General features: G+C 32.4%; 23 protein-coding genes and 1 other RNA gene. 12 read left to right on the top strand and 12 right to left on the bottom strand.

Annotated elements, in window-relative coordinates:
* Positions 1-172: 172 nt before the first annotated feature.
* From ACJAZK_RS12180 to ACJAZK_RS12160, 5 genes are all read right to left on the bottom strand, one after another.
* Entirely contained in the window at positions 173-820 is a 648-nt protein-coding gene (locus tag ACJAZK_RS12180; protein ID WP_415224230.1) for an acyltransferase, read from the bottom strand.
* A 100-nt stretch (positions 821-920) separates the two neighbouring features.
* Positions 921-2411 carry an oligosaccharide flippase family protein gene (locus ACJAZK_RS12175; protein WP_415224229.1) on the bottom strand — a complete coding sequence of 497 codons (1491 nt, stop codon included), beginning with the start codon at positions 2409-2411 and terminating at the stop codon, positions 921-923.
* Positions 2412-2426: 15 nt separating this feature from the next.
* Positions 2427-3734: an O-antigen translocase gene (locus tag ACJAZK_RS12170; protein ID WP_415224228.1), complete on the bottom strand. Its 1308-nt coding sequence runs from the start codon at positions 3732-3734 to the stop codon at positions 2427-2429.
* Entirely contained in the window at positions 3735-4838 is a 1104-nt protein-coding gene (locus ACJAZK_RS12165) for a DegT/DnrJ/EryC1/StrS family aminotransferase (RefSeq protein ID WP_415224227.1), read from the bottom strand.
* Positions 4835-5827 carry a GNAT family N-acetyltransferase gene (locus ACJAZK_RS12160; RefSeq protein ID WP_415224226.1) on the bottom strand — a complete coding sequence of 331 codons (993 nt, stop codon included), beginning with the start codon at positions 5825-5827 and terminating at the stop codon, positions 4835-4837. Before ACJAZK_RS12160 ends, ACJAZK_RS12165 begins: the two co-directional genes overlap by 4 nt.
* A gap of 95 nt (positions 5828-5922) precedes the next feature.
* Between ACJAZK_RS12160 and ACJAZK_RS12155 the strand changes: the two genes are divergently transcribed.
* Complete coding sequence (locus ACJAZK_RS12155) at positions 5923-7230, top strand: hypothetical protein (protein ID WP_415224225.1); 1308 nt, start codon at positions 5923-5925, stop codon at positions 7228-7230.
* Positions 7214-8365: a glycosyltransferase family 2 protein gene (locus ACJAZK_RS12150; protein ID WP_415224224.1), complete on the top strand. Its 1152-nt coding sequence runs from the start codon at positions 7214-7216 to the stop codon at positions 8363-8365. Before ACJAZK_RS12155 ends, ACJAZK_RS12150 begins: the two co-directional genes overlap by 17 nt.
* A gap of 11 nt (positions 8366-8376) precedes the next feature.
* Here ACJAZK_RS12150 and ACJAZK_RS12145 read toward each other — a convergent pair whose 3' ends face one another.
* The 4 genes from ACJAZK_RS12145 to typA form a co-directional block, all read right to left on the bottom strand.
* Positions 8377-9858: a hypothetical protein gene (locus ACJAZK_RS12145; RefSeq protein ID WP_415224223.1), complete on the bottom strand. Its 1482-nt coding sequence runs from the start codon at positions 9856-9858 to the stop codon at positions 8377-8379.
* Between the two features lies 1 nt (position 9859).
* Positions 9860-11239 carry a class I SAM-dependent methyltransferase gene (locus ACJAZK_RS12140; protein ID WP_415224222.1) on the bottom strand — a complete coding sequence of 460 codons (1380 nt, stop codon included), beginning with the start codon at positions 11237-11239 and terminating at the stop codon, positions 9860-9862.
* Complete coding sequence (locus tag ACJAZK_RS12135) at positions 11226-11438, bottom strand: hypothetical protein (protein ID WP_415224221.1); 213 nt, start codon at positions 11436-11438, stop codon at positions 11226-11228. The genes ACJAZK_RS12140 and ACJAZK_RS12135 overlap by 14 nt, the downstream gene beginning before the upstream one ends.
* Positions 11439-11519: 81 nt before the next feature.
* Positions 11520-13319 (bottom strand): translational GTPase TypA, encoded by a 1800-nt coding sequence (gene typA, locus ACJAZK_RS12130; RefSeq protein ID WP_028871017.1) that lies wholly within the window; start codon positions 13317-13319, stop codon positions 11520-11522.
* A 279-nt stretch (positions 13320-13598) separates the two neighbouring features.
* Between typA and ACJAZK_RS12125 the strand changes: the two genes are divergently transcribed.
* The 3 genes from ACJAZK_RS12125 to ACJAZK_RS12115 all read left to right on the top strand — a co-directional run bounded on the left by ACJAZK_RS12125 (position 13599) and on the right by ACJAZK_RS12115 (position 15487).
* Positions 13599-13958: a hypothetical protein gene (locus ACJAZK_RS12125; RefSeq protein WP_415224220.1), complete on the top strand. Its 360-nt coding sequence runs from the start codon at positions 13599-13601 to the stop codon at positions 13956-13958.
* A 134-nt stretch (positions 13959-14092) separates the two neighbouring features.
* The gene (gene kdsA, locus ACJAZK_RS12120; protein ID WP_415224219.1) at positions 14093-14911 is read left to right on the top strand and encodes a 3-deoxy-8-phosphooctulonate synthase; all 819 of its coding nucleotides are present in this window, start codon (positions 14093-14095) and stop codon (positions 14909-14911) included.
* A 102-nt stretch (positions 14912-15013) separates the two neighbouring features.
* The gene (locus ACJAZK_RS12115) at positions 15014-15487 is read left to right on the top strand and encodes a GNAT family N-acetyltransferase (RefSeq protein WP_415224218.1); all 474 of its coding nucleotides are present in this window, start codon (positions 15014-15016) and stop codon (positions 15485-15487) included.
* A gap of 3 nt (positions 15488-15490) precedes the next feature.
* On the opposite strand, the gene ACJAZK_RS12110 is transcribed toward ACJAZK_RS12115, so the two are convergent.
* A complete protein-coding gene (locus ACJAZK_RS12110; RefSeq protein ID WP_415224217.1) occupies positions 15491-15850 on the bottom strand; it encodes a DUF1801 domain-containing protein in 360 nt (119 codons plus the stop codon).
* Positions 15851-15856: 6 nt separating this feature from the next.
* Entirely contained in the window at positions 15857-16216 is a 360-nt protein-coding gene (locus tag ACJAZK_RS12105) for a hypothetical protein (protein WP_415224216.1), read from the bottom strand.
* A gap of 107 nt (positions 16217-16323) precedes the next feature.
* Here ACJAZK_RS12105 and ACJAZK_RS12100 point away from each other — a divergent pair, with 107 nt between their 5' ends.
* The 6 genes from ACJAZK_RS12100 to ACJAZK_RS12075 all read left to right on the top strand — a co-directional run bounded on the left by ACJAZK_RS12100 (position 16324) and on the right by ACJAZK_RS12075 (position 20122).
* Entirely contained in the window at positions 16324-16935 is a 612-nt protein-coding gene (locus ACJAZK_RS12100) for a hypothetical protein (protein ID WP_415224215.1), read from the top strand.
* A gap of 50 nt (positions 16936-16985) precedes the next feature.
* Positions 16986-17279, top strand: a complete 294-nt coding sequence (locus ACJAZK_RS12095) for a winged helix-turn-helix domain-containing protein (RefSeq protein WP_415224214.1) — start codon at positions 16986-16988, stop codon at positions 17277-17279.
* A 53-nt stretch (positions 17280-17332) separates the two neighbouring features.
* On the top strand, positions 17333-18721 hold the full coding sequence (gene creD / locus ACJAZK_RS12090) for a cell envelope integrity protein CreD (protein ID WP_415224213.1): 1389 nt from the start codon (positions 17333-17335) through the stop codon (positions 18719-18721).
* A 71-nt stretch (positions 18722-18792) separates the two neighbouring features.
* Positions 18793-19104 carry a hypothetical protein gene (locus ACJAZK_RS12085; RefSeq protein WP_415224212.1) on the top strand — a complete coding sequence of 104 codons (312 nt, stop codon included), beginning with the start codon at positions 18793-18795 and terminating at the stop codon, positions 19102-19104.
* Positions 19101-19484 (top strand): DUF2809 domain-containing protein, encoded by a 384-nt coding sequence (locus ACJAZK_RS12080; RefSeq protein ID WP_415224211.1) that lies wholly within the window; start codon positions 19101-19103, stop codon positions 19482-19484. The genes ACJAZK_RS12085 and ACJAZK_RS12080 overlap by 4 nt, the downstream gene beginning before the upstream one ends.
* A gap of 83 nt (positions 19485-19567) precedes the next feature.
* Positions 19568-20122, top strand: a complete 555-nt coding sequence (locus ACJAZK_RS12075) for a DUF1361 domain-containing protein (protein ID WP_415224210.1) — start codon at positions 19568-19570, stop codon at positions 20120-20122.
* Positions 20123-20129: 7 nt separating this feature from the next.
* On the opposite strand, the gene ACJAZK_RS12070 is transcribed toward ACJAZK_RS12075, so the two are convergent.
* Complete coding sequence (locus tag ACJAZK_RS12070; protein WP_415224209.1) at positions 20130-21338, bottom strand: NAD(P)-dependent oxidoreductase; 1209 nt, start codon at positions 21336-21338, stop codon at positions 20130-20132.
* Positions 21339-21858: 520 nt separating this feature from the next.
* On the opposite strand from ACJAZK_RS12070, the gene ssrA reads away from it, so the two are divergent.
* Positions 21859-22254: a transfer-messenger RNA gene (ssrA, locus tag ACJAZK_RS12065) on the top strand.
* Positions 22255-22281 lie beyond the last annotated feature (27 nt).

The raw sequence follows: 22281 nt of genomic DNA, 5'->3' as shown, positions 1-22281 counted from the left end.
CTATTAATGCTAAACCTGATGTCAATAGTATTGTTGTAGATTTAGAATGGTTAATTAATAATCCTGAACATATTGAAATAATATCTAAAAACGCAAGGCGTTTTATAGAAAAAGAACATGAATTATTGAATATTACCAAAAAGTATTTGGACTTTTGGAAAAACAAATAAAATCATATAATTAAATGTTTTTTCATCCTATCTTCTTCTCCTTCCCAATCTCTGGAGATATTACTTCTTAAAAGCTTAGCAGGTACACCTCCAATAAGAATATGATTACCCAAACTCAAGTACTCTTTATTACAAAGACTGTTTGATGCAATTATACAATAATCTGGTGTTACTGTTTTTGACAATATAGTAACTCTATTACTTATAAAGTTATAATTTCCTATTTGTATAGGTGATGACATTTTAAGCACTTCCTTTGTTTCTATATCAATCAGTTTGTGAAAATTTGTATCAATAATTTGACATTCTGAACCTAGCCTTGCATAATTACCTAGCACTATATTATTAGTACAAATAAGTTTACCACTAGTTGCAATGGATGCCATATTTCCAATAGTGCATTTTGCATTTTCTTTAATATAAACGAAGTTATCTTTTCCAAATTGAGCAAAACCATTAAATTTTAAAAACCCTCTTATATATAGCTCTGCGATCCCTTTTGATCTTGTATTCATTTCATACTGTTGTCCAAAACCTATCATACCTCGTTTTAAAGTAGCATCAATAGTAACAGAACCTTTCAAACTTGCAAACTTCACTTTTCCATAGAAATAAAAAGGTAACTTCTTTGCTTGAGCTAAGGGTAACATTTTGAAATTAAAATACAAGGTTTTACACCAATTAATAGAGAAGAAAAACTTAATTTTCTTATAACCGAGGTAAAAATAAAAATATATAAGTTTTAAAATTTTAATCATTTTTATTCTTAATAAACTTATTCTTTAAAGATTTAAAGTTAACTCTTTTATCCAATTGACCATAGCAATATAGTAATGTCACTATCATTAAAATAGAACATACTACATATTTAACTACAATTTCATTTATATAGGTTGCTATAAATGTAGCTATTGACAAAATTAAGAGTACCAAGAAAATAGCAATTAAATCTTTATCTAAATTTAGGTCATATTGACGTGCTGTAATAATTTTAATTCCAATAAAATGGATAATATAATACAAGAAAAAACTTATTCCTAAACCATCCAAACCATAAAGATGATAGCCTACAACATTAAAAACAAGCATTAAGACATTAAAAAACAAAGCTGTTTTCAAAAATAGCTTAGAATCCCCTTTTGCCAAGATGACATAACCCATTGACCAAGATAATGTTTTAAATAAAATTCCAAGAATAGCCCAAGACACAAATCCAATTATAATAAGAAAAGATGGTGTGTATAACACTTTAACTATAATAGGCAAAAATGTCAAAAAGGTAACCACTAAAGGCCCGATAATTAAGATCCCAATGACCGATTGATTATTTACTGTTTTGTTAACATCTTTTACATCGTCAATCACACCAGATAGTTTAGGGAAATAATCTGTTCTCATCGCATTAAAAACAATACCCACATAAGAGTTTATAATCATAAAACCTGCAACATAATACCCAACCTCATCTAAACCTCCAACATTACTTAAATACAATTGAAATACATAAGCAGCAACCAAAGTAATAGAACCTCTAATACTCAACATAAACCCTAAATTGAGCATGCCTTTAGCCTTCCTAAACGCCTGCTTATTCGACACCTTAAGTATATTGAATTCCATTTTTCTGGAATATGACCAACTCACTATAAGCGCAACAAAAGAGGACACAATAATTACCGGAACTATAGCATCTAGTCTATAAAAAAAATACAGTGGCAAGCTTATAAGAAGTCCTAATAAATTGCCTAAAAGGTTAGCCTTCGCTAATAATTTAAGCTTCCTAAAACCCTGAAGAATTGCTAATCGCCCAGCCGAGATCTGATTAAAGAGTAACGATATAGAAACCCAAATAAAAGCAAGCGTGTACTCGTAACTATCAAAAGCAAGGTAGCTCAACAATGGTGACAAAATTAGTGTCAATAGAACCCCAAAAAATCCAGTAAACCAAACTACCTTTTTTATCGTAGCTATAATGAGATTCGTTTCTACCGTATTATTGCCTTTGCTTTCGGTTTGCGCAATTTCTCTAACTGCTGTCGTACTTAACCCCAACTTTGTAAACTCACCTAATACATTTAAGGTCGACAATAAAAGGCCTAGAATCCCCATACCAGTTGGTCCTATCCAAATGGCAACTACTTTTGATCTAATAACAGAAATTAGTATATTAAACATCTGCACTGCTCCAAAGAGAGATGTAGATTTAAAAATACTCGTATAATCGTTATTTTGTTTCGGCATTAACCAAATATCTAGTTATGGCTTATCTGATGTTTCTGGGATGATCCCAAACAGCGATGTTCCAAAAATAAGTAACACAATCCCATAATGCATTATATAACTTAAAAAATGTCCCATGACTGCACCTTCTACGCCATAGATATCAATAAGATAAACACTAGAGAAGTACAGTGTTATGATTAAAAATACTTCAATAATAATAAAATGCGTGAACATTTTTTTAGCTAAAAACTGATACGATATAACGAGCGTTAATACCTTCACAAAGTCTCCTAAGAGTTGCCAAAAGAATAGATTTTCTACAGGTCTAAATTCTTTGGAAAATATGAGAGGTACGACAATAGGCTTTAAAAAATAAATTAAAACCAAGCCTAATCCAAAAATTGGCATCACAGACTTATAAAAACTAAAAATCTCCTTCTTAAAGTCTGCTTTAGTTTTAATTTGACGAAACTTAGGGACTATATAAAGCGTAATTATTGACGTAATAAACATCAAGTAGTAACTAGAAATCCTATTCATAGCTTCCCAGTAACCCGCTTCTTTTATTCCAATTTCAGAAATAATATAATTACGAATACAAATAGAAATCAAAGGTAAAGCAACTGCAGTAACTAAGGCCATTGCAGTATATGGACTAAAAGATTTAAAAACATCAAAACTTATATGATCTATTTTAATATACGTCATTAAGTTTCTTCTATTTACGATACCTACCAAAGTAATTAAGAAGATCAAGGATGGTGCAACAACTGCAGCAATCAAAGCGCCGTCTATACGGTCTTGATAAATTAAAAGCAACGTTACTAACAAGCCTAAAATTTGACCTATGATATTAATAATGAGTAGCATTTTGTAGTTAGAAAAGCCGTTCATTATGGAAAAACTCATCATGTTCAATGCATAAAATGGTAATGCTAAAGCCATTATTTTAATGACATAGGCAAAGTCGTAATACGATGAAAATAATAAGTCGTTGATGAATTGCGCATTATAGTAACATGTAAATGCAACTATAATAGTTGAGAAGAAGCATAAATAATATGCAGTAGATAAGGTTTTACTTAAATTAATGCTATCCTCTCTAAATTTAGCAATGGTATTAACTACGCCATTATAAAACCCGAGTATTGAAATAGATTGAATAGCTCCTAAAAAATTCCTGAGATTGCCAATCAATGCCATGCCCTCAACACCAATAAAAAAAGCAATGGCCTTAGATGTCAAAACACCTGCAATAATTTTAGTAATAATCGTCGCAGAGTTAAGATGTGCTACTTTAAATAATACATTAGTGTTAATGTATTTAATTAAGCTTTTCAATTAATAAAGGTTTAGGGCATTAATAATTGTTTCAATCTCTTCATTAGTCATTACAGGACTCATTGGGATACTAATTATGGTATCATGAATGGCCTCTGTAATTGGCAAATATAGAGATTTATAAAGAGACAAGGCTTTTTGGTCATGTGGAGCGATAGGATAATGAATTAAGAACCCTATTTCCTTTTGGTCCAAATAGGTCGTAAAATGTGCTCTGTCTTCTACTCTAATAACAAAAACATGGAACACATGATTATTAGACCCATCATAAAACGGAAGTGCTATTTTAGGATTATCAATTCCTTTTAAATACCGTTTAGCAATGTCACGTCTTATCTCATTCTGCGTATCTAAGTCTTTTAGTTTCACATTTAAAAATGATGCTTGCAGTTCGTCTAGCCTGCTGTTAATTCCAATTTTTTCGTTGACATATTTCTTGGAACTTCCGTAGTTATGCAATAATTTAATACATGCTGCTAAGGCATCATCGTTGGTAGTGACAGCTCCTGCATCGCCTAAAGCTCCTAGGTTTTTAGTGGGATAAAAACTAAAACCTGCGGCATGAGATAAGTTTCCAGCTTTTTTTTCTTCGGAAATAGATACCGCTCCATGAGCTTGGGCAGCATCTTCAATAACCAGAAGGTTATTATTTTTGGCTATCGTACTAATTTCAGACATGTTTGCTAACTGTCCATATAAATGAACGACCAATATGGCTTTAACCGATGGTTTAAGGTGTTTTAAAATTTCCGAAGGCGAGATGTTAAAAGTTGCTTCGTTTGGCTCTACAAATACGGGTTTAAGCCCAGAATTAATAACAGAAAGTATGGTTGCAATATAGGTGTTTGCGGGAATTATCACTTCATCACCAAGGTTCAGTTTACCTAATTCTATATAGCCTTTAAAAATTAGGGTTAACGCATCAAGACCATTAGCAACTCCAATGCAGTGTTTTGTGCCACAATAGTTTGCAAAATCTTCTTCAAATTGATTGAGTTCAGATCCCTTTATATAATATCCAGAATTTAAAAACACTTTAAATCGAGATGAGAAGGCCTCTTCGTACTTTGAATTAATTTTATTTAAATCTAAAAATTTAATCATAACATTACATCGTCCAATAATCTATAATTTTCAGTATTTATAGTATAAAAATCATGAGTTATTGCATGTGCTCCAAAACTTTCTTTCCAATTAAGTAAACCTCGATTTACTTGTTGTCCTTGATTTTCATTTGAAATACCAAAACTAAAATAATGTTTACTACTATATAATTTATTTATTAAAAAATCAAAAATAGCATCAAGTCCGCCTAGTTCGTTTTTAGATGCTATTGTAGAAATATATTGCGCATGAGCTACTTTAGAAGACTCAAAAATAGTTACACCTGCAATAATCTCATTATTTTGATAGGCATTAAATTGCCTTATATGATCAGGGAATTTCAACTTTAATGCTACAACTTCCTCTAAAGAATGTGTAGGCATAGTCTCATATCTTTGCTCTAAATTCGGAATTAGAATTTGATTAAAAAAATTGTCAAATTCAAAGACTTCTTTTACGCTTACTTTATTAAGCTTACTTCTTTTTAAATTTCGTTTTCTGTTAGATGACGATTCTTGTTTACAAGCATAGTCAATAACCATAGATACATCTCGTCTATGCAGATTGGCTTTAGTTTTAAAAAGCAAATACTCTATTTCATCACTTGGCAATAGATTATAGATCTTGGGTAGTAACTTTAATTCAAAGGTATTAATAGCATTTTCATTTAAAAATCTTAAGACTACATAATACAGCTTAACAACGGTTTCGAACTTTGTTTTTTGAGATAAAAGGATACCTCCATAACTTAACCCTTGATGAGAAAAGACAGAATCTCCAACTTTGTTAGCAGGCACCAAAGCTAGCAGTTTTTCATTTTTGTAAACCATTAATGAATAATCATCAAATCTATTCTGATGATACTCCATAAAATCACGATTAAACAAAAATGTAGCGTTTTTGGAATTGGACACAAAGGCATTCCAAACTAAACAGTCAATTTGATTGTATCTTTTAACTTTAAACGCGTTCAAATTAGATTGTGTCATTTTTGTTTTAAATGTCCACAAATTACAATATTTTTGAATCTTAGAATCCGTTTTGATTCAATTCTTTTATATTTGAAAAACTCTAAAACCCGCTTTTGAAATTAAGAACCATTTTTAAAGAAAACACCATTTTAAGAGTTGTTTATCTGCTGGTATTTATATTTATTATTACGAACGAAGCTATTTATTCTCCAGACACTAGGAGTTATCTAAATGCTTTACCATATCGCCATCCTGGCTATGTCCTATTATTAAAATCTTTTAAATTTATTTTTTCTAGTTTTTTTGATTTAAGCATCCTCATTTTTCAAGGTGCTTTTGGTCTTTTAGCGGTAAATTTTTTCTTTAAGAAAGCAACACAAATTTTCAATTTAAGTACTATTAGTAAGGTCATATTAATGGTGTTATTAATATTTCCTTTTTTCAATCCACTTTATGTTGCCAACAACATTTGCCCAGAAGGTATAAGTTATCCTTTATATCTCCTCTTTATAGCAACAATTCTAGATTTCATTAAGAATGACAGTTATAAAAAACTACTACTTGCATTTATTTTCTATGTATTACTAGCGCTCACAAGAGGGCAATTTATCTTTACCCCTCTTATTTTTGCTTTTGTTTATTTTTTAGAAAAACAATCTCAACTGTTAAAAATATCAAAGATTTTCAAGCTAATCCTATTAATCAGCATGCCTGTTGTTGTTGTGTTAGCAGAGGCCACTTACCATAAATTAAAAGACGGTATTTTCATGACTACACCCTTTGGTTTTGTAAATGCATCAACCGCTGCATTCTTTGTTTCTAGCGAAAATGACTCTCAACATATTACATCTTATGATGACAAGATAGTTTTTGAAAAGAGTTATCAAAAGCTAAAAATTGAAAAGCTTCTCATGTCCTCGCAAGACAGCCTAAATTCTTATGCTCAGTACTACAATTTTTTCCATAATAATGTACCTCCAATTTGCAATAGAACCATCCATGAATTGGGTAAAAAACATTACTTTGACAAAGCGTTAATTACTACTAATACTATCGAAATAGCAGATGCACAAGCATTTTATAATATTGAGAAAACGTGTAAGACTCTAACAAAGACACTTATCAGTAATAATTTCAAAAAATGGATTCAGTTATATTATGCCAATATTTCACATGGATTCTATTCCTCTATTTTACTGATTTTCATTGGTTTAATTTTACTATTTAGTATCTTTAAAGCGCTGTGTAAAAACAAAACATACATCCTCTTATTTCTATGTACTGCTTTAACTCTATCTAATGCCATGTTAGTCGCTTTTGCAAGTCATTCTATAATGAGATACCTTTTCTATAATTATATATTTATATTTTTAACCTTTGTTATCCTTACAAAACTATTTAAGAATGGAATTAAAAACTGAGCTATCTATTGTAATGCCATGCTTAAACGAAGAAGAAACATTAGCTATTTGTATTTCTAAAGCGCAACACTTTTTGAGTTTAAACAATGTTTATGGAGAAATTATAATTGCAGATAATGGCAGTACAGACAACTCTATAGCCATTGCTAAAAAGCTTAATGCGACTGTCGTACACATTAAAGAAAAAGGCTATGGCAATGCTCTCAAAGGTGGATTTAACGAGGCAAAAGGGACTTATATTATTATGGCAGATGCTGATGATAGCTATGATTTTGAATCACTCATGCCCTTCTTAGAAAAACTAAGAGACGGCTATGACCTTGTCATGGGAAACCGTTTTAAAGGTGGTATAAAAAAAGGAGCGATGCCTTTTTTACATCGGTATTTAGGAAACCCCGTATTATCATTTATTGGTCGTTTATTTTTTAAAATAAAAATTGGAGATTTTCATTGTGGGTTGAGAGGGTTTTCAAAAGAAGCTTATAATAAGATGCAATTAAAAACTACAGGAATGGAGTTTGCTTCAGAAATGATAGTTAAATCAAAACTTAATAATCTATCTATAACAGAAGTTCCGACAATATTACATAAGGACGGGAGAACAAGACCTCCACATTTAAATACATGGCCTGACGGCTGGAGGCATCTCAGATTTTTAACGCTATATAGTCCTAAATGGCTTTTTTTGTATCCCAGCATATCGTTGATGATTATTGGAATTTTAACATCAATAATACTAATCATAAAACCAATTTCTATTGGTACTATTACTCTAGATATACATACGCTATTATACACAGCCAGTATGATTTTAATAGGATTTCAGTTTTTTGTTTTTTACGCCCTAACAAAGGTCTTTGCTGTAGAAAATGAACTCTTACCAAAAAGTAATCGCTACCAAAACCTATTCAAACATATCACATTAGAAAAGGGGCTTATATTTGGTTTTATCCTAGTTTTTATAGGCGTAATTTTAAGTGTAAAAGGATTTGCAGATTGGAATGGTAATAACTTCGGAAATTTGAATCCTTCAAATACATTGAGGATTATTATACCTGCTGTTATTACGATACTTTTAGGAATACAAGTGATATTATTTAGTCTATTCTTTAGTATTCTAGGATTAAAAAAATAGTTCTGAAAATATCAATTTTTATACTCCTCAAAATTAACAGCACCTGCTTCATCAATAACCTCATACACACCATTTGGCGCACCTTCCTCAATAATTAAATAACTCTTATCCTCTTGAAGGTGTTGCAAATAAGAATCCTCCTCACTAAGATAAGAAAACAGAACTCTAAATAAATTAACAGAGGACTTTAAGCGATCATCATATTCTGGAACATCATTATTTGGCCATTTAATAGCTAATGCAGATGAAAACACAGAGTGAACTAAGTCTCTATCTAAACTTTTGGTTCTAGACTCCAACTCATAGTCATAACCAACAAATCCTCCATGATCTGCTACAATAATGATAAGAGCATTAGAATCGTTTTTATTTATAATAGTAATCATTTCCACCAACCAAGTATTAACATCTTCTAAACGATCAAGATAGTTTGTACGCTCCTTTTCTTTTCCAGAGCTTTGACGTTTATTGTTACTAATATGCCAAGGCTGTATCTTTTCAATAAAGAAAAAATTAGAAGATGATTTATTACTAATAATAGTGGACTCAAAATCTGATTTGATACTTTTCTTCATATCAAATCCATTTGAAAAAAAAGGAACTTCATTAGCATTAATATTACAGTAGTCGTAACCTAATTCTAATCCTCCCAGTATAAAATAAGGTTCTTGTAAAAACAAATGACTTTTATAGTCATTTGCTTTTAATATCTCCAAAACAGGATTTCTCTTTACAATAACTTCTCTAAAATTATACGTTTCATTTTCTTTATTAGATTGTGCTTTATAGTAATGATGTTTCATTCCAAAAATAGAACTATTAGAATATACAGTTGGCACATAATTACTTCTAAAATCATCATAAAACTTAAAACCGTCTTGGGCCAAAAATGACTCAAATTTAGAATTATCAAAATTATAAGATCCTTTTTTTAATTCTGAAAAATTCGCATAACCATCAGGCTGGATAATATAAATATTCGGCTTTTTCTTAAAAATCACAGATGCTATGTTATCAGGCTGTTCCATCCATTCATTAGATTCAGTTGAAGCCTTATGATATTTAGTTGCAAGCGCACTTAAAGATATTAATGCTAAAATCAACTGAAAAAGCACAACCTTTTTTAAATGCTTATATAATAGCACTGCGAGAACTATAGACACAATGATAGCTAAAGCAATAAGCTTCTTTTTTATGCCAACAGTAATTAAAATAATAAGAATAGAGAACAAACTAAAGTTTACAAAAGGGAGTGCGAACTTGCTGTATTTATGTAATGACTTCACTTTAGTTGATATAAAGTAAAATGAATAGGAAAACAAAATTGGTGTAATCAAGAACAGCACTCCAAAAAATAGAATATGTCGTGTTGAGTTTACAATAAAAAAACGAATATTTAAATACTGTAAAAACGGATAAATACCAGCAGCTAATCCCGTTAATAAGACATATTCTTTCTTAGAGTTTAGAAAATTAATTACAGACTGTCTCAAATTATAACGTTTTATACACGTACATCACACGTTTGGAATTATCAATCGCTACTTTTGCTACTAAGATGAAGTATTTCGCATAACACGACTCAAAATTTTTGATGTTATAAAAATCAAAATGCCCTTTGAATTCTCCTTTTGTATTTAACAAGCGTTGTACCCAAGAATCTGTTCTCTTGGGAAACTCAATAACTAAATGTTTCGAAAAGGATGAGAAAAATTCTGCAGACATTTCAAAAGGAATATTACCACTCAAGGTCATATGATGAATAACGGCCAATGCCATTGTGACATCGGGCGCATATGCTTTTATCCTCTTTAAAAAGGAATCTCTTTCTTTATTATTAAAGCCAATATTCGCTGACGGATTTAAAACATCAAAAACAAAAGGCAACATAAACGTTTCTTTATTTTTCTTTACCAGGATATGATTAGCATTTACGGCATTATAATCAATATCACAAACCAAGGCTTCCTTTAATTCTTGATTTATTTTCCTTACAAAAGTGCCATCATTACCTCCAATATCAATTACCGTTTTAGCTCCTAATTGTTTAATCCATCGATCAATAATCTCAGCCTTTTGGTCAAAAGCATCGTTTGCATAATTAGTTTTATCGTAGTAATTCCCCCATTCACTAGTGGGTTTCAATGACATTTTTTTTATAAAATCGTAAAGCCCTTTAATAATGTTGAGCTGTGCCTTCTTTGATAAATGGCTTGCTTTAGATTCTCCTTTATAATCTTCGTTATGCTTGTCTTCAAATTTAGCAAGTAAATGAATGTTTGAATATAGGAAAGGATTCAGTTTTGTCTTAAATGGCAACATTGACGACAGCATTTTAATGGGAACACCATCAATGAAACTATTCATTAATTTTAAAGAATCTAAACCGTTGTATTTTGCTAGCAATAATGGCCCCAAGAAATGAGTTATAAATTGTTTGTACGCTCGCCATGGAGAATTTTCTTGATAGAAATCTAAAGACAAGGTATCTATAAACACCATTTTACCTTTGTGAAAAGTTACATTAAATGCAGATGCATCTTTTAATGAAAAGCCATTTTCTAAGGCAAACTTTTGAATTTTCAAGGTCAATAAAGCGGCTTCTTTATATTGACCAAAACTCCATTCATAAGGATAATTTATAAATGAAATTTGCTCCGGCTGTATAATAACTTCATCATTTGAAGCCCATAGCTCCTCATGCGAAATCAACAAACCAGCAGTATGCAATTTCTTAAAAAAACCTGTTGATTTAAGTGCGTTATACTGCTCAAAGTAGAGCGGTGAAATGGAACGTTTTACAAGACCTTGATCTATAAATATAAAACCAGAGGGATCTCTAAAAGATGAAGAATGTCTATTATTGCTTGTCACTATTTGATTTACTTTCTATATCAGACTCTTTTACATCGATGTCATCGAAGACATCATCTTCTGGCTTAGAGACTCCTAAAAACACCTTTATTTTATACATAAGATTTTTAGAGAAAAGGAACACTCCCGCAACAGCGGCAACAATAGCTTGAATAACCATTGCTCCTAAACCTGGATCAAAATATAGAACATGTATCATTTATGAATTTTTAGTAAATATAGAAAAATAAAAAAGGAACCCAAATTGGATTCCTTTAATTTAAATTATATAAAATTATGCTTAATTATTCTTATTACGCTTACGATCATTTTCCGAAAGGTGTATTTTACGTAGTCTTAAGAATTTAGGTGTTACTTCAACATACTCATCTTTCTGTATGTATTCTAAAGCTTCCTCTAAAGAGAACTTAATTGCGGGTACAATTTTAGCTTTATCATCTGCACCAGAAGAACGAACATTACTCATTTTTTTGGTTTTTGTGATATTAACAGCCATATCATCACCACGAGAATTTTCTCCAATCACCTGACCTTCGTAAATATCTTCACCTGGATCAACGAAAAACTTACCTCTATCTTGTAATTTATCAATTGAGTAAGGAATTGCTTGACCTTTCTCCATAGACACTAAAGATCCATTTTGACGTTCAGGAATACCACCTCTAAGTGGTTGATATTCTTTAAACCTGTGAGCCATTATAGCTTCACCTTGAGTAGCCGTTAATAGTTGGTTACGCAAACCAATAATCCCTCTAGAAGGCACCATAAATTCACAAACCATACGATCACCTTTAGCAACCATACTCAACATTTCACCTTTACGCATCGTAACCATTTCAATGGCTTTACCAGAAACTGTTTCAGGTAAATCAATGGTCATTTCTTCAATAGGCTCGCATTTTACACCATCAATTTCTTTGATGATTACTTGTGGTTGTCCAATTTGCATTTCATAACCTTCACGACGCATCGTTTCGATTAATACTGACAGGTGTAATACACCACGACCAAACACCATAAATTTATCTGCACTATCAGTAGGCTCTACTTTAAGTGCTAAGTTTTTTTCTAATTCTTTAGCTAAACGATCCTTAATATGACGCGATGTTACGAATTTTCCATCTTTCCCGAAGAAAGGAGAATCATTAATCGTAAACAACATACTCATTGTTGGTTCGTCAATATTAATAGTTTTAAGACCTTCAGGTGCTTCCCAATCGGCAACTGTATCACCAATTTCGAAACCTTCTAATCCAACTATCGCGCAAATATCTCCAGTTTGTACACTGTCAACTTTCAAACGACCAAGACCTTCAAAGATATGAACTTCTTTGATTTTTGATTTTACGATACTTTTATCACGTTTTACTAAAGAGATGTTTTGTCCTGTTTTAAGCTCTCCACGAGTTAAACGTCCAATAGCGATACGACCTGTAAATGAAGAGAAATCTAAAGATGTAATCAACATTTGAGTATTACCTTCTGGAATTTTTGGTGCAGGAATATGCTCGATTACCATATCTAAAAGTGGCTCGATATTATCAGTTTCGTCTTTCCAATCGTCACTCATCCAGTTGTTCTTCGCAGAACCATAGACCGTTGGAAAATCTAATTGCCACTCCTCTGCTCCAAGCTCAAACATCAAGTCAAATACTTTCTCATGAACTTCATCAGGAGTACAGTTTTCTTTATCAACTTTATTGATAACTACACAAGGTTTTAAGCCTAAATCAATAGCTTTTTGCAAAACAAAACGCGTTTGAGGCATAGGGCCTTCAAAAGCATCAACCAATAATAAAACACCATCAGCCATATTTAATACGCGCTCTACTTCACCTCCAAAATCGGCGTGACCAGGTGTATCAATAATATTGATTTTAGTATCCTTGTAAATTACAGATACGTTTTTTGAGGTAATTGTAATTCCTCTTTCACGCTCTAAATCGTTATTATCAAGAATTAAATCACCCGTATTCTGGTTATCTCTAAATAATTGACAGTGATACATGATTTTATCAACCAACGTAGTTTTCCCGTGATCAACGTGTGCAATAATTGCAATGTTTTTAATATTAGCCATAATAGACGCCTTGTTTTAAGCGTGCAAAGGTACGTTAATTTCTGTATAAATAATACATCTTAATAAATTAATAAAAATGGTCTTTTTATAAGTTCTTCGAAAGATTAACGAACAAGACCTTTCACAGCTAATCAATTGATATATAATCCTTTTAAAGTTGAAGTCTTGAAGTGTTAAAGTTTCCGAAGCTTAAGTTAATAAAATGTTATACTGATTAAAAAGGATAATTTCTAGTCGTATCTTTCGTTAACTTAATTGATAACAGTTAATAGTAAACTAATGGAAACAATTAGTAAATATTCAAAATTTGTGCCTTACCTCTACTTCTTAGCCGTAATTGCTTACTGGTTCACAGATGTCAACCAAAGCAAAGGAATAACGGCCTACCCAATTCTCTTATTTGGAATTCCTTTTTTATGGCAAATAATTAAACCCAGTAAGCAGCTTAATTTCACTCTAGGAATTACTTTTGTATGCTTATCATCTTATGTGATTGTCGCCTATTTATCTGATGTTTTCAATATTGTGAAATTGTCTCAGCAAACAAAACAATTTATGGTTTACGGTGGTATTTTTGTCATTGCCAATTTTGTAATGGCTTTATGGATGATTAGAAATAGTTTCAAGAGAAGCTTCTAATAAAAGACATGAGGCTACTTTGCTTCTTGACACAAGCCGCAAGACTAGACTTTTTCTATGACAATTAATGTTCAAGCAAGTTAATGGTATTATATTTTGTTAACTTTGCTGCTGAAATTTGAAATTTTAAGCACATGCAATTATCAGACGTTCCAAAACTAAAACACATCAATTCAAATAACTTCTTTCTGCTTTGTGGACCCTGTGCCATTGAGAGTGAAGATATGGCTTTACGTATTGCTGAAAAAGTTCTCAATATTACCAATAAGCTTGAAATTCCTTATATTTTTAAAGGCAGTTTCAAAAAAGCTAACAGAAGTAGAATTGACAGTTTTACTGGGATTGGAGACGAAAAAGCACTTAAAATTCTTGAAAAAGTCTCGCGAACATTTGACATCCCAACAGTGACTGATATTCATGAAATCTCTGATGCCGAAATGGCTGCAGAATATGTTGATGTTCTACAAATTCCTGCATTTTTAGTGCGCCAAACCGATTTAGTAGTTGCTGCTGCAAAAACGGGAAAAGTAGTCAATTTAAAAAAAGGACAATTTATGAGTCCGGAAGCCATGAAACACGCGGTTCAAAAAGTTAAAGATTCTGGAAGCGATAAGGCATGGATTACAGATCGAGGCACCATGTTTGGCTACCAAGATATGATTGTAGATTTTAGAGGCATCCCAACCATGCGCGAGTACGCTCCAGTTGTATTAGATGTGACACATTCATTACAGCAACCTAACCAGAGTGCAGGAGTTACAGGTGGACGTCCCGATATGATAGAAACGATTGCAAGAGCTGGTATCGTAAATAGCGTGGATGGTTTATTTATAGAAACACATTTTGACCCTGCTAATGCTAAAAGTGATGGTGCCAATATGCTACATTTAGATAATTTGGAACATCTACTTACTAATCTGGTTGCCATTAGAAAAACAATAAATAATTTATAGATTTTAATGCCATCCATTTTCATTAGAAATTTTTCATTTTGAGGTCGACTTCATTACCGGCCTAAAATTCTCTCGATAGTTATCGGGATTCAACATAAACTTATGATTAAAGAATTAGAGATTAGAGAAGCTACATTAGAGGATCTTCCAGAAATCACCGCTTTGTATAGAGACACTGTGCGCGCTATAAATAGTAGAGATTATTCTGAAAAACAAATAGAAATCTGGTCATCTGGAGCAGATGATACCGAGGTTTGGGAAGCTCGCATTAACGATCTTTATTTCATAGTTGCAGAGTTTAGGACTCAAATTGTTGGATTTGCACATATTAAAAAAGGATGTAATTTGGATGGGTTATACGTCCATAAAAACTTTCAAAGACAAACCATAGGTTCTAAATTACTACGAATTGCCGAATCTCAAATTATGGCCGAAGGTTATGAAATTATAAATGCAGAATCTAGTATCACTTCAGTTGATTTTTTTGATTCTCATTACTTTGAACAAATCAAAAAACAAAAGAAATCTTACAAAGGTAAAGGGTTTGCTTATTCTATTTTTTCTAAGGAATTATAACTCTTATTTCAAAAACGAAGTATTCTTATGGTTCTCAACTTCTTTTAGAATATTCATAAATAGAGCATCATCAATTTGAGCTGTAGATCTATAGCGCAAGGATTTGACAACCTTTCTGTTCTCAGAAACCATATGCTCTGTGTGTTTTGTTAAATGAGCAGAGTGCCAAAAACCTACATCTACATAATCTTTACTTTGATTTAGATAACAAATAGGTCTTGTGCCTATATAATAACACGGGATACGCCATTTGTATTTTAGTTCAACCTCTGGAAACACATGCTCAATAAGAATCTGCAACTGCAACAAGATCGATTTATAAGGCTCTGGTTGTTTTAATATGTAGGCTTCTGCCGGATTCAAAACGCTCTAAAATATGTGTAGAATACCAATAATTAAAATGGCAATTCCAATGATGGCTTTAAATGGCATCAACTTATCCGAAAGTTTTTTCAATGAATCGCCAAGCGCAGGAACTTTCCGCACAGAGTGCGTCAATAATAAAAACCCTCCTATTACGCTTACAATATTTAAAAGGACAGTATGACCTCCAAAAATTTGAATAAGACCAATGACGACTAGCGCACCACCAATAACTGTTTGAAAAGGAGCCAATACAGCAGCAATTTTATTAAAGAAGTTGCTTTCTCCATCCCATTTATCCAAGGTTGCTAGTCCGAGTAATACACCACCAGAAATGTTGGCAATCGTTAAAAGTAATCCAGTCATGATTTATGAGTATTGAAGGTTGAATTATAAATGTAACCAATATCAGCTAAAAATTATTTGTAAAAACCGAATAATTTTATTTACTTTGTAATTCAAAGTACTTTTATATGGAATCAAAAGATTATTTAAAAGATATTAGCGAGATTAAAGATTTAATGAATAAATCCTCTCGTTTTATTTCACTTAGTGGTTTATCTGGAATACTGGCTGGCCTATACGCACTCATTGGAGCTGCAATAGCCTATTGGTTAGTCATGGAGTATAGCAACGGAACACTCATCTTAGATGGTACCATATACCAATTGGTCCTGTTGGATCTATTGGTAATTGCAATTCTTAGTGCAGTAACCGGTATTTATCTAACCACCAGAAAGGCAAAACAAAATGGTGCTAAAATATGGGACGGGACTTCAAAACGACTTATTGTTAATTTTTTAATTCCGTTAATTGTTGGCGGATTCTACATATTGATTATACTCAATCAGCAAAAATATGGTCAAACAGGCGCTTTAATGCTTATTTTTTACGGATTAGCCTTAGTTAATGCATCAAAATATAGCATTGGAGACATTAAGTATTTAGGGTTCATTCAAATTATTTTAGGACTCATTTGTGCGTTATTACCTGGTTACGGATTTTGGCTTTGGGTACTAGGATTTGGAGTCATGCACATTATATATGGCACTTGGATGCACTTTAAATATGATCATATAAAGTAAGTTTCATTTTTATAACTTTGGAACACTAACATTTAATAACACATGATATTGTGAGCATCATTAACAACATAAATAAAGTCTTTGATCATAGAATCCGTTTGGGTATTATGTCGGTTTTAATGGTGAATGAATATGCCGATTTCAACACGCTCAAAGAATTACTAGGCGCTACAGACGGTAACCTCGCGAGCCATACTAAAGCTCTAGAAAAAGCTAGATATATTGTTGTTGAAAAACAGTTTATTGGAAGGAAACCAAACACGCGCTACTCTACTACAACATTGGGACACGCAGAATTTAATAAACACATTCAAGCACTAGAAAAATTAATTAATAAACAATAAACCTTTTTTTTACACTTTTACTTTGAAATACAAAGTACTTTTAAATATTCAATATGGAAAACTCAAACACACCTCAGCAAAACAAATCACAAACAAACAAATTATCAAATTGGTTAAAAACATCAATTACAGCGAGAATGCTCATCGTTGGATTTTTAGTCATCATTTTGCTCATACCACTGTCCTATATTAATAGCTTAATTAGCGAACGGTCTTTTCGACAAGCAGATGTCGTTACTGAAATTAATAATAAATGGGGAAATAATGTTCTCATTTATGGGCCAATATTAAAAGTGCCTTACAAAACTTATTCTGAAACTAAAACCTACAACGAAACCACAAAAACGTATTTAAAAGAAACCAAAACACACATCAATCATGCTTATATATTTCCTGAGCGTTTAAATTCTGATGTGGTTGTTGATTCTAAAACCCTAAAGCGAGGAAATTTTGAATCGGCTGTATTTACAACTACTATGGATTTTTCAGGACATTTTATTCCCACAGATTTAATGGACAAAGGCATCAACCCTGCCGATATTAATTGGGACAAAGCTTCTGTTTTGATACAAACCACAAATTTAAAAGGCATTAAAAGTGAGATGTTATTACGTCTAAATTCAGACACCTATAATTTCCAAACTAATTTCAATACGGAGACTAATAGCAACAGCCGCCTAGATGTTTTAGAATCCAATTTCATAAATGCCAATGATCTTTCAGATACCGAAAATGACAACTTCAGTATCAGTATTTCATTTAATGGAACACGACAAATTGATTTGATTCCTATTGGGAAAACCACCACTATGTCTATGACTTCAAATTGGGCAGATCCTAGTTTTGTTGGTAATTATCTTCCAAATGATGAAACTAAAGAGATTACAAAAGATGGCTTTAAAGCAGATTGGAAAGTACTTCATATTAACAGAGCCTTTTCTCAGCAGCATCTTAATAAAATACCCAATCTCAAAGCGTTTGCTTTCGGAACAAAATTTATGGTCATGGTCGATGAATATCAGAAAAGTGAACGTTCTGCTAAGTATGGCTTCCTGGTGATTGGACTTACATTTTTAATCTTCTTTTTAATTCAAACAATGAGCAAAATTGATATTCATCCATTTCAATATTTAATGATTGGTTTGGCATTAACCATGTTTTACACATTGCTAGTCTCAATATCGGAGCATAGTAACTTTTTAAAAGCTTATTTAGTAGCAGGTATTTCGGTAGTTGTGCTTATTACCTTGTATTCAAAATCTATCCTTAAAAATTTAAAGTTTCCATTGTTCATTTGTTTATCCTTAACAGCGCTATACACGTTTATTTACGTCATTATACAACTAGAGAACTACGCATTGTTAGTTGGCAGTATTGGCTTGTTCTTAATATTAGCCATTGTCATGTTTGTGTCAAGGAAAATAGATTGGAATAATGGTTAATTAGTTGCTGGTGTAACCTCGTTCCGCTTTCAGTTCTGAAATGAACGAGGTTTCATTTAAAGCATGTATTCATGAAAAATAATTTAAATCATACAGGACAGATTCTTGACTTACTAAGCTTCGTTATTGGAACTTCAGTATTAGCATTTTACCTCTATTTTGGAGTGAACTTTTTTCCTATAGGATTGGCTGTTGCATTTATTATAAGTGCCATAATTCTCAATAGTATATTATGCATTGCTATAATTGGTAATACCGTGTTACATAAAAGACATGTGTACGAGGCTATAAAAACCTATGTTCTAATGCTTCTTAATATTCCCATAGCTGGTCTTTATTTATGTATGGTCATTACATTTCCTTATCAACATATGCTCTTATGACACTTAAAATAAACAAAGTCTATCTCAGTCTAACATTAGTTATTCTGCTCATAGAAATCTGTATTGCAGCATTTTTAACTGAAGGTTTTATCAGGCATACCTTTGGAGATTATTTGGTAGTTATTTTGATGTATGGTCTCATCAGAAGTTTTGTGAGCATTAAACCAATTTATCCAGCTGCCTTCGTAGTCCTGTTTGCTTTTATGATTGAATTTCTGCAAATGGTTGATCTATTGGATGTTTTGAATCTAAGATCTAGTCGGCTCGCCACCATTATTTTAGGTAGTACTTTCCAAGTAACAGACCTCATCGCCTACCTATTAGGTGTTCTCACTATATATTTAATTGACTCAAAATTTAAATTACCATGGAACTTTTAAAACAGATGTTCATCAACCGATTCAAACTATTTTATTTACTAACGCTGTCGTTGGCATGTAGTCTAATACTATTAATGATTCGAATGAAATTACACCATTCCTTTTACTTAGTTTTTTTAGTATGGAATTTGTTTTTAGCGAGTATTCCTTATGCCATAACAATAGCATTAGTGAGTAAGAAAAATATTCATAAGCTCACTTTTTTAGGCGCTTTTGGTATTTGGCTACTATTTTTACCAAATGCGCCATATATCGTTACTGATTTACTGCATTTGATGAATGAAAAGCCACATTTAAAATGGTTAGATGTGCTCGTCATCTTATCCTTTGCTTTTAATGGATTGATCTTGTTTTTCTTATCATTATCAGATATGGAACACCTATTAAAACAGTATATCAAATCTAAATATGTCTTTGTTGCAATGTTATCGATTTTTGGATTGACCGCCTTTGGCATATATCTCGGACGCTTTTTACGCTACAACTCGTGGGAAATTATTAATAATCCAATAGGTATTTTTTCAGATATGTTTCAACTCATATTTGAACCTAATTTAGAAGCTTGGGTTTTTACTTTAACTTTTGCTTCTTTTTTAGCGGTTTCCTATTGGTTATTGAAAGCGTTTTCTAGATTATAAAAGCACCCTAGTCCAAGCCTTTCACATAATCCTGCAAGTAACTAAAACGCTCTGTGAGTTTACCCTCTTGAGTAGTGATTCTAGCGCGCTTTAAAATACCACGTTCATCATTATTAAAAAATGCAGGAATAACATGTTCTAAAAATAGCTCTCCAAAACCTTCACTTGCATCTTTTGGCAATTCACATGGTAAATTATCTACTGCCATAACTGTTATGGCACCCTTAGCATCAAAAGCGACCTCTTTTTCAGTTTGAGGATCATATCCATAAAAAGGATCTGCAATAGTTGATGGTTTTATCGTACTAGCCACAGGACCATCAATATCACAAGATACATCTGCCACCAAATTGATTTTAAAATCAGGCTGTTTAGCATCTTGTCTTGTAAATAAATATGGCGCATTATTCCCATAGAAATGTCCAGCTATAAAATAATCAGTTACTTTAGCGTATGGCATAAAGTTACTTTCGAAATAAGTTGGGTCCTTATAAAATTCTTGTTTACTACCGACTTTACCATCTTTTCGTTTTGCGTATTCCATGACGTCTGCCATGACATAAGTAGGCTCTGTAAATTGAGAAGTTAAGTACAACGCATCACTGACTTGTTTAATTTTTAAATGGTCTAAAATTTCTTTTGCTCCAAGTGCCACTTTCCCTGTTCCGGTAAGTAGTATTTTGATGTTTGGTAATGTGATTTTATCTAGTTCTGCTTTGACTTCGTTCAAGTCTGCAAGCGTCTCTACTTTTGGTAGGTTGAACAATTTATCTCTTAAACCCAAGACACGAAACCCATTGTATGTACCAACTAATCCTGCATAACGCCCAAAACCTATGAGTCTTGCTCCATTTTGTTTGACAATAGTTTCGTGATCATACATTTCGATATGCTTGTCCAACATGACCTGAAGCAATTTGCGATTATAGGGCTGTTTTTTTATGGTATGTGAGAAGTAAAAATATTTTTTATTCGCAAGAAGAGCCTCAAGTGGTACTTCTTTAACGCCTATCATTACATCACAGTCTGACACATCATCTAAAACGGCAAATCCTTTTTGACGATATGCATCGTCTGAAAATACACGAATATCAGAAGACTCGACTACAAATTCTGCCTGCGGAAATTGTGCTCTAGCTTCAGCTAATTTTTCAGGAGAAAAAACCACACGTCTGTCTGGTGGATTTTTTCGTTCTTTAATAATGGCGAATTTCATGTGTAACAATTTTAGACGAAAATAAGTTGATTTTACCGTTTTAGCAAGTCAATTTTTGCTTTACGAAATTAATCTTTACGTTCTGTAGCGCTTTAAAATTTTAATAAGTAATCTCCTTCATCTTTTTAGATACAAGGTACTTTATTACCTTCTTATCTATTGTGGGTTTCTTAAGTTACTATTATGATTTTAGTGATTTTTGTAATGCAGGTTCTTGGACTTTACCTTAGGCTATACCCTTACTAATGTTCCCTTTTGCTTCTGTTCCTTATGCTATCATAATTTTTCATGTTAACTAAACTAAGAATTAAGACTGACAATTTTTCTTAAAGGAGTTATAAAACGGGTTTGGTATGCAATTTGCAAATGTATTTTTAGTAATTTCGCAGACGGTTTAGTTATTAATACAGCTCACTGGGAAAGTGCGTTAAGGATTGAGGTATTGTTGGAGCTCCTCGCGAAGAGCGACTACCGAAAGCCTGACCTGAAAGGGAACGCCAAAATAAAAATTACTAATAAAGGGGTCGACTGGTTTTGACAGCGAGACTCATTGAATGGTAAGCACGTCGTGTAATGACATTGATACACGTAAAAGGCTAGGTCAACTTTTTAATCGGCGAGAATAACTACGCTTTAGCTGCATAATCTGAATCACAGTAAGATTAAGCCTCGTCCTACTAGGTAGGAGTGCTAAATGTCTCCAGAAAGCCTTGGTTAATGGCGTTCTTATTAGAGGCATCGAAAATATTAACTTAGATCGTGTGACGCTTTGATGCACTTTCGAGATTAAGAAGATAAGTTATAAGTGGGTTGTCTTTTGCCAGCTTATAATCGAAAACCTGATGAAAGACTAAACGTGTAGAAGGCTCTTTAATAGCTTGTTTGGACGAGAGTTCGATTCTCTCCGACTCCACAATAACCCCTTGTAATCTTAATGATTACA

It is taken from the genome of Psychroserpens sp. (genome assembly GCF_047633235.1).
Lineage (GTDB): Bacteria > Bacteroidota > Bacteroidia > Flavobacteriales > Flavobacteriaceae > Psychroserpens.
This window is presented reverse-complemented; position numbering and strand designations above follow the sequence as displayed.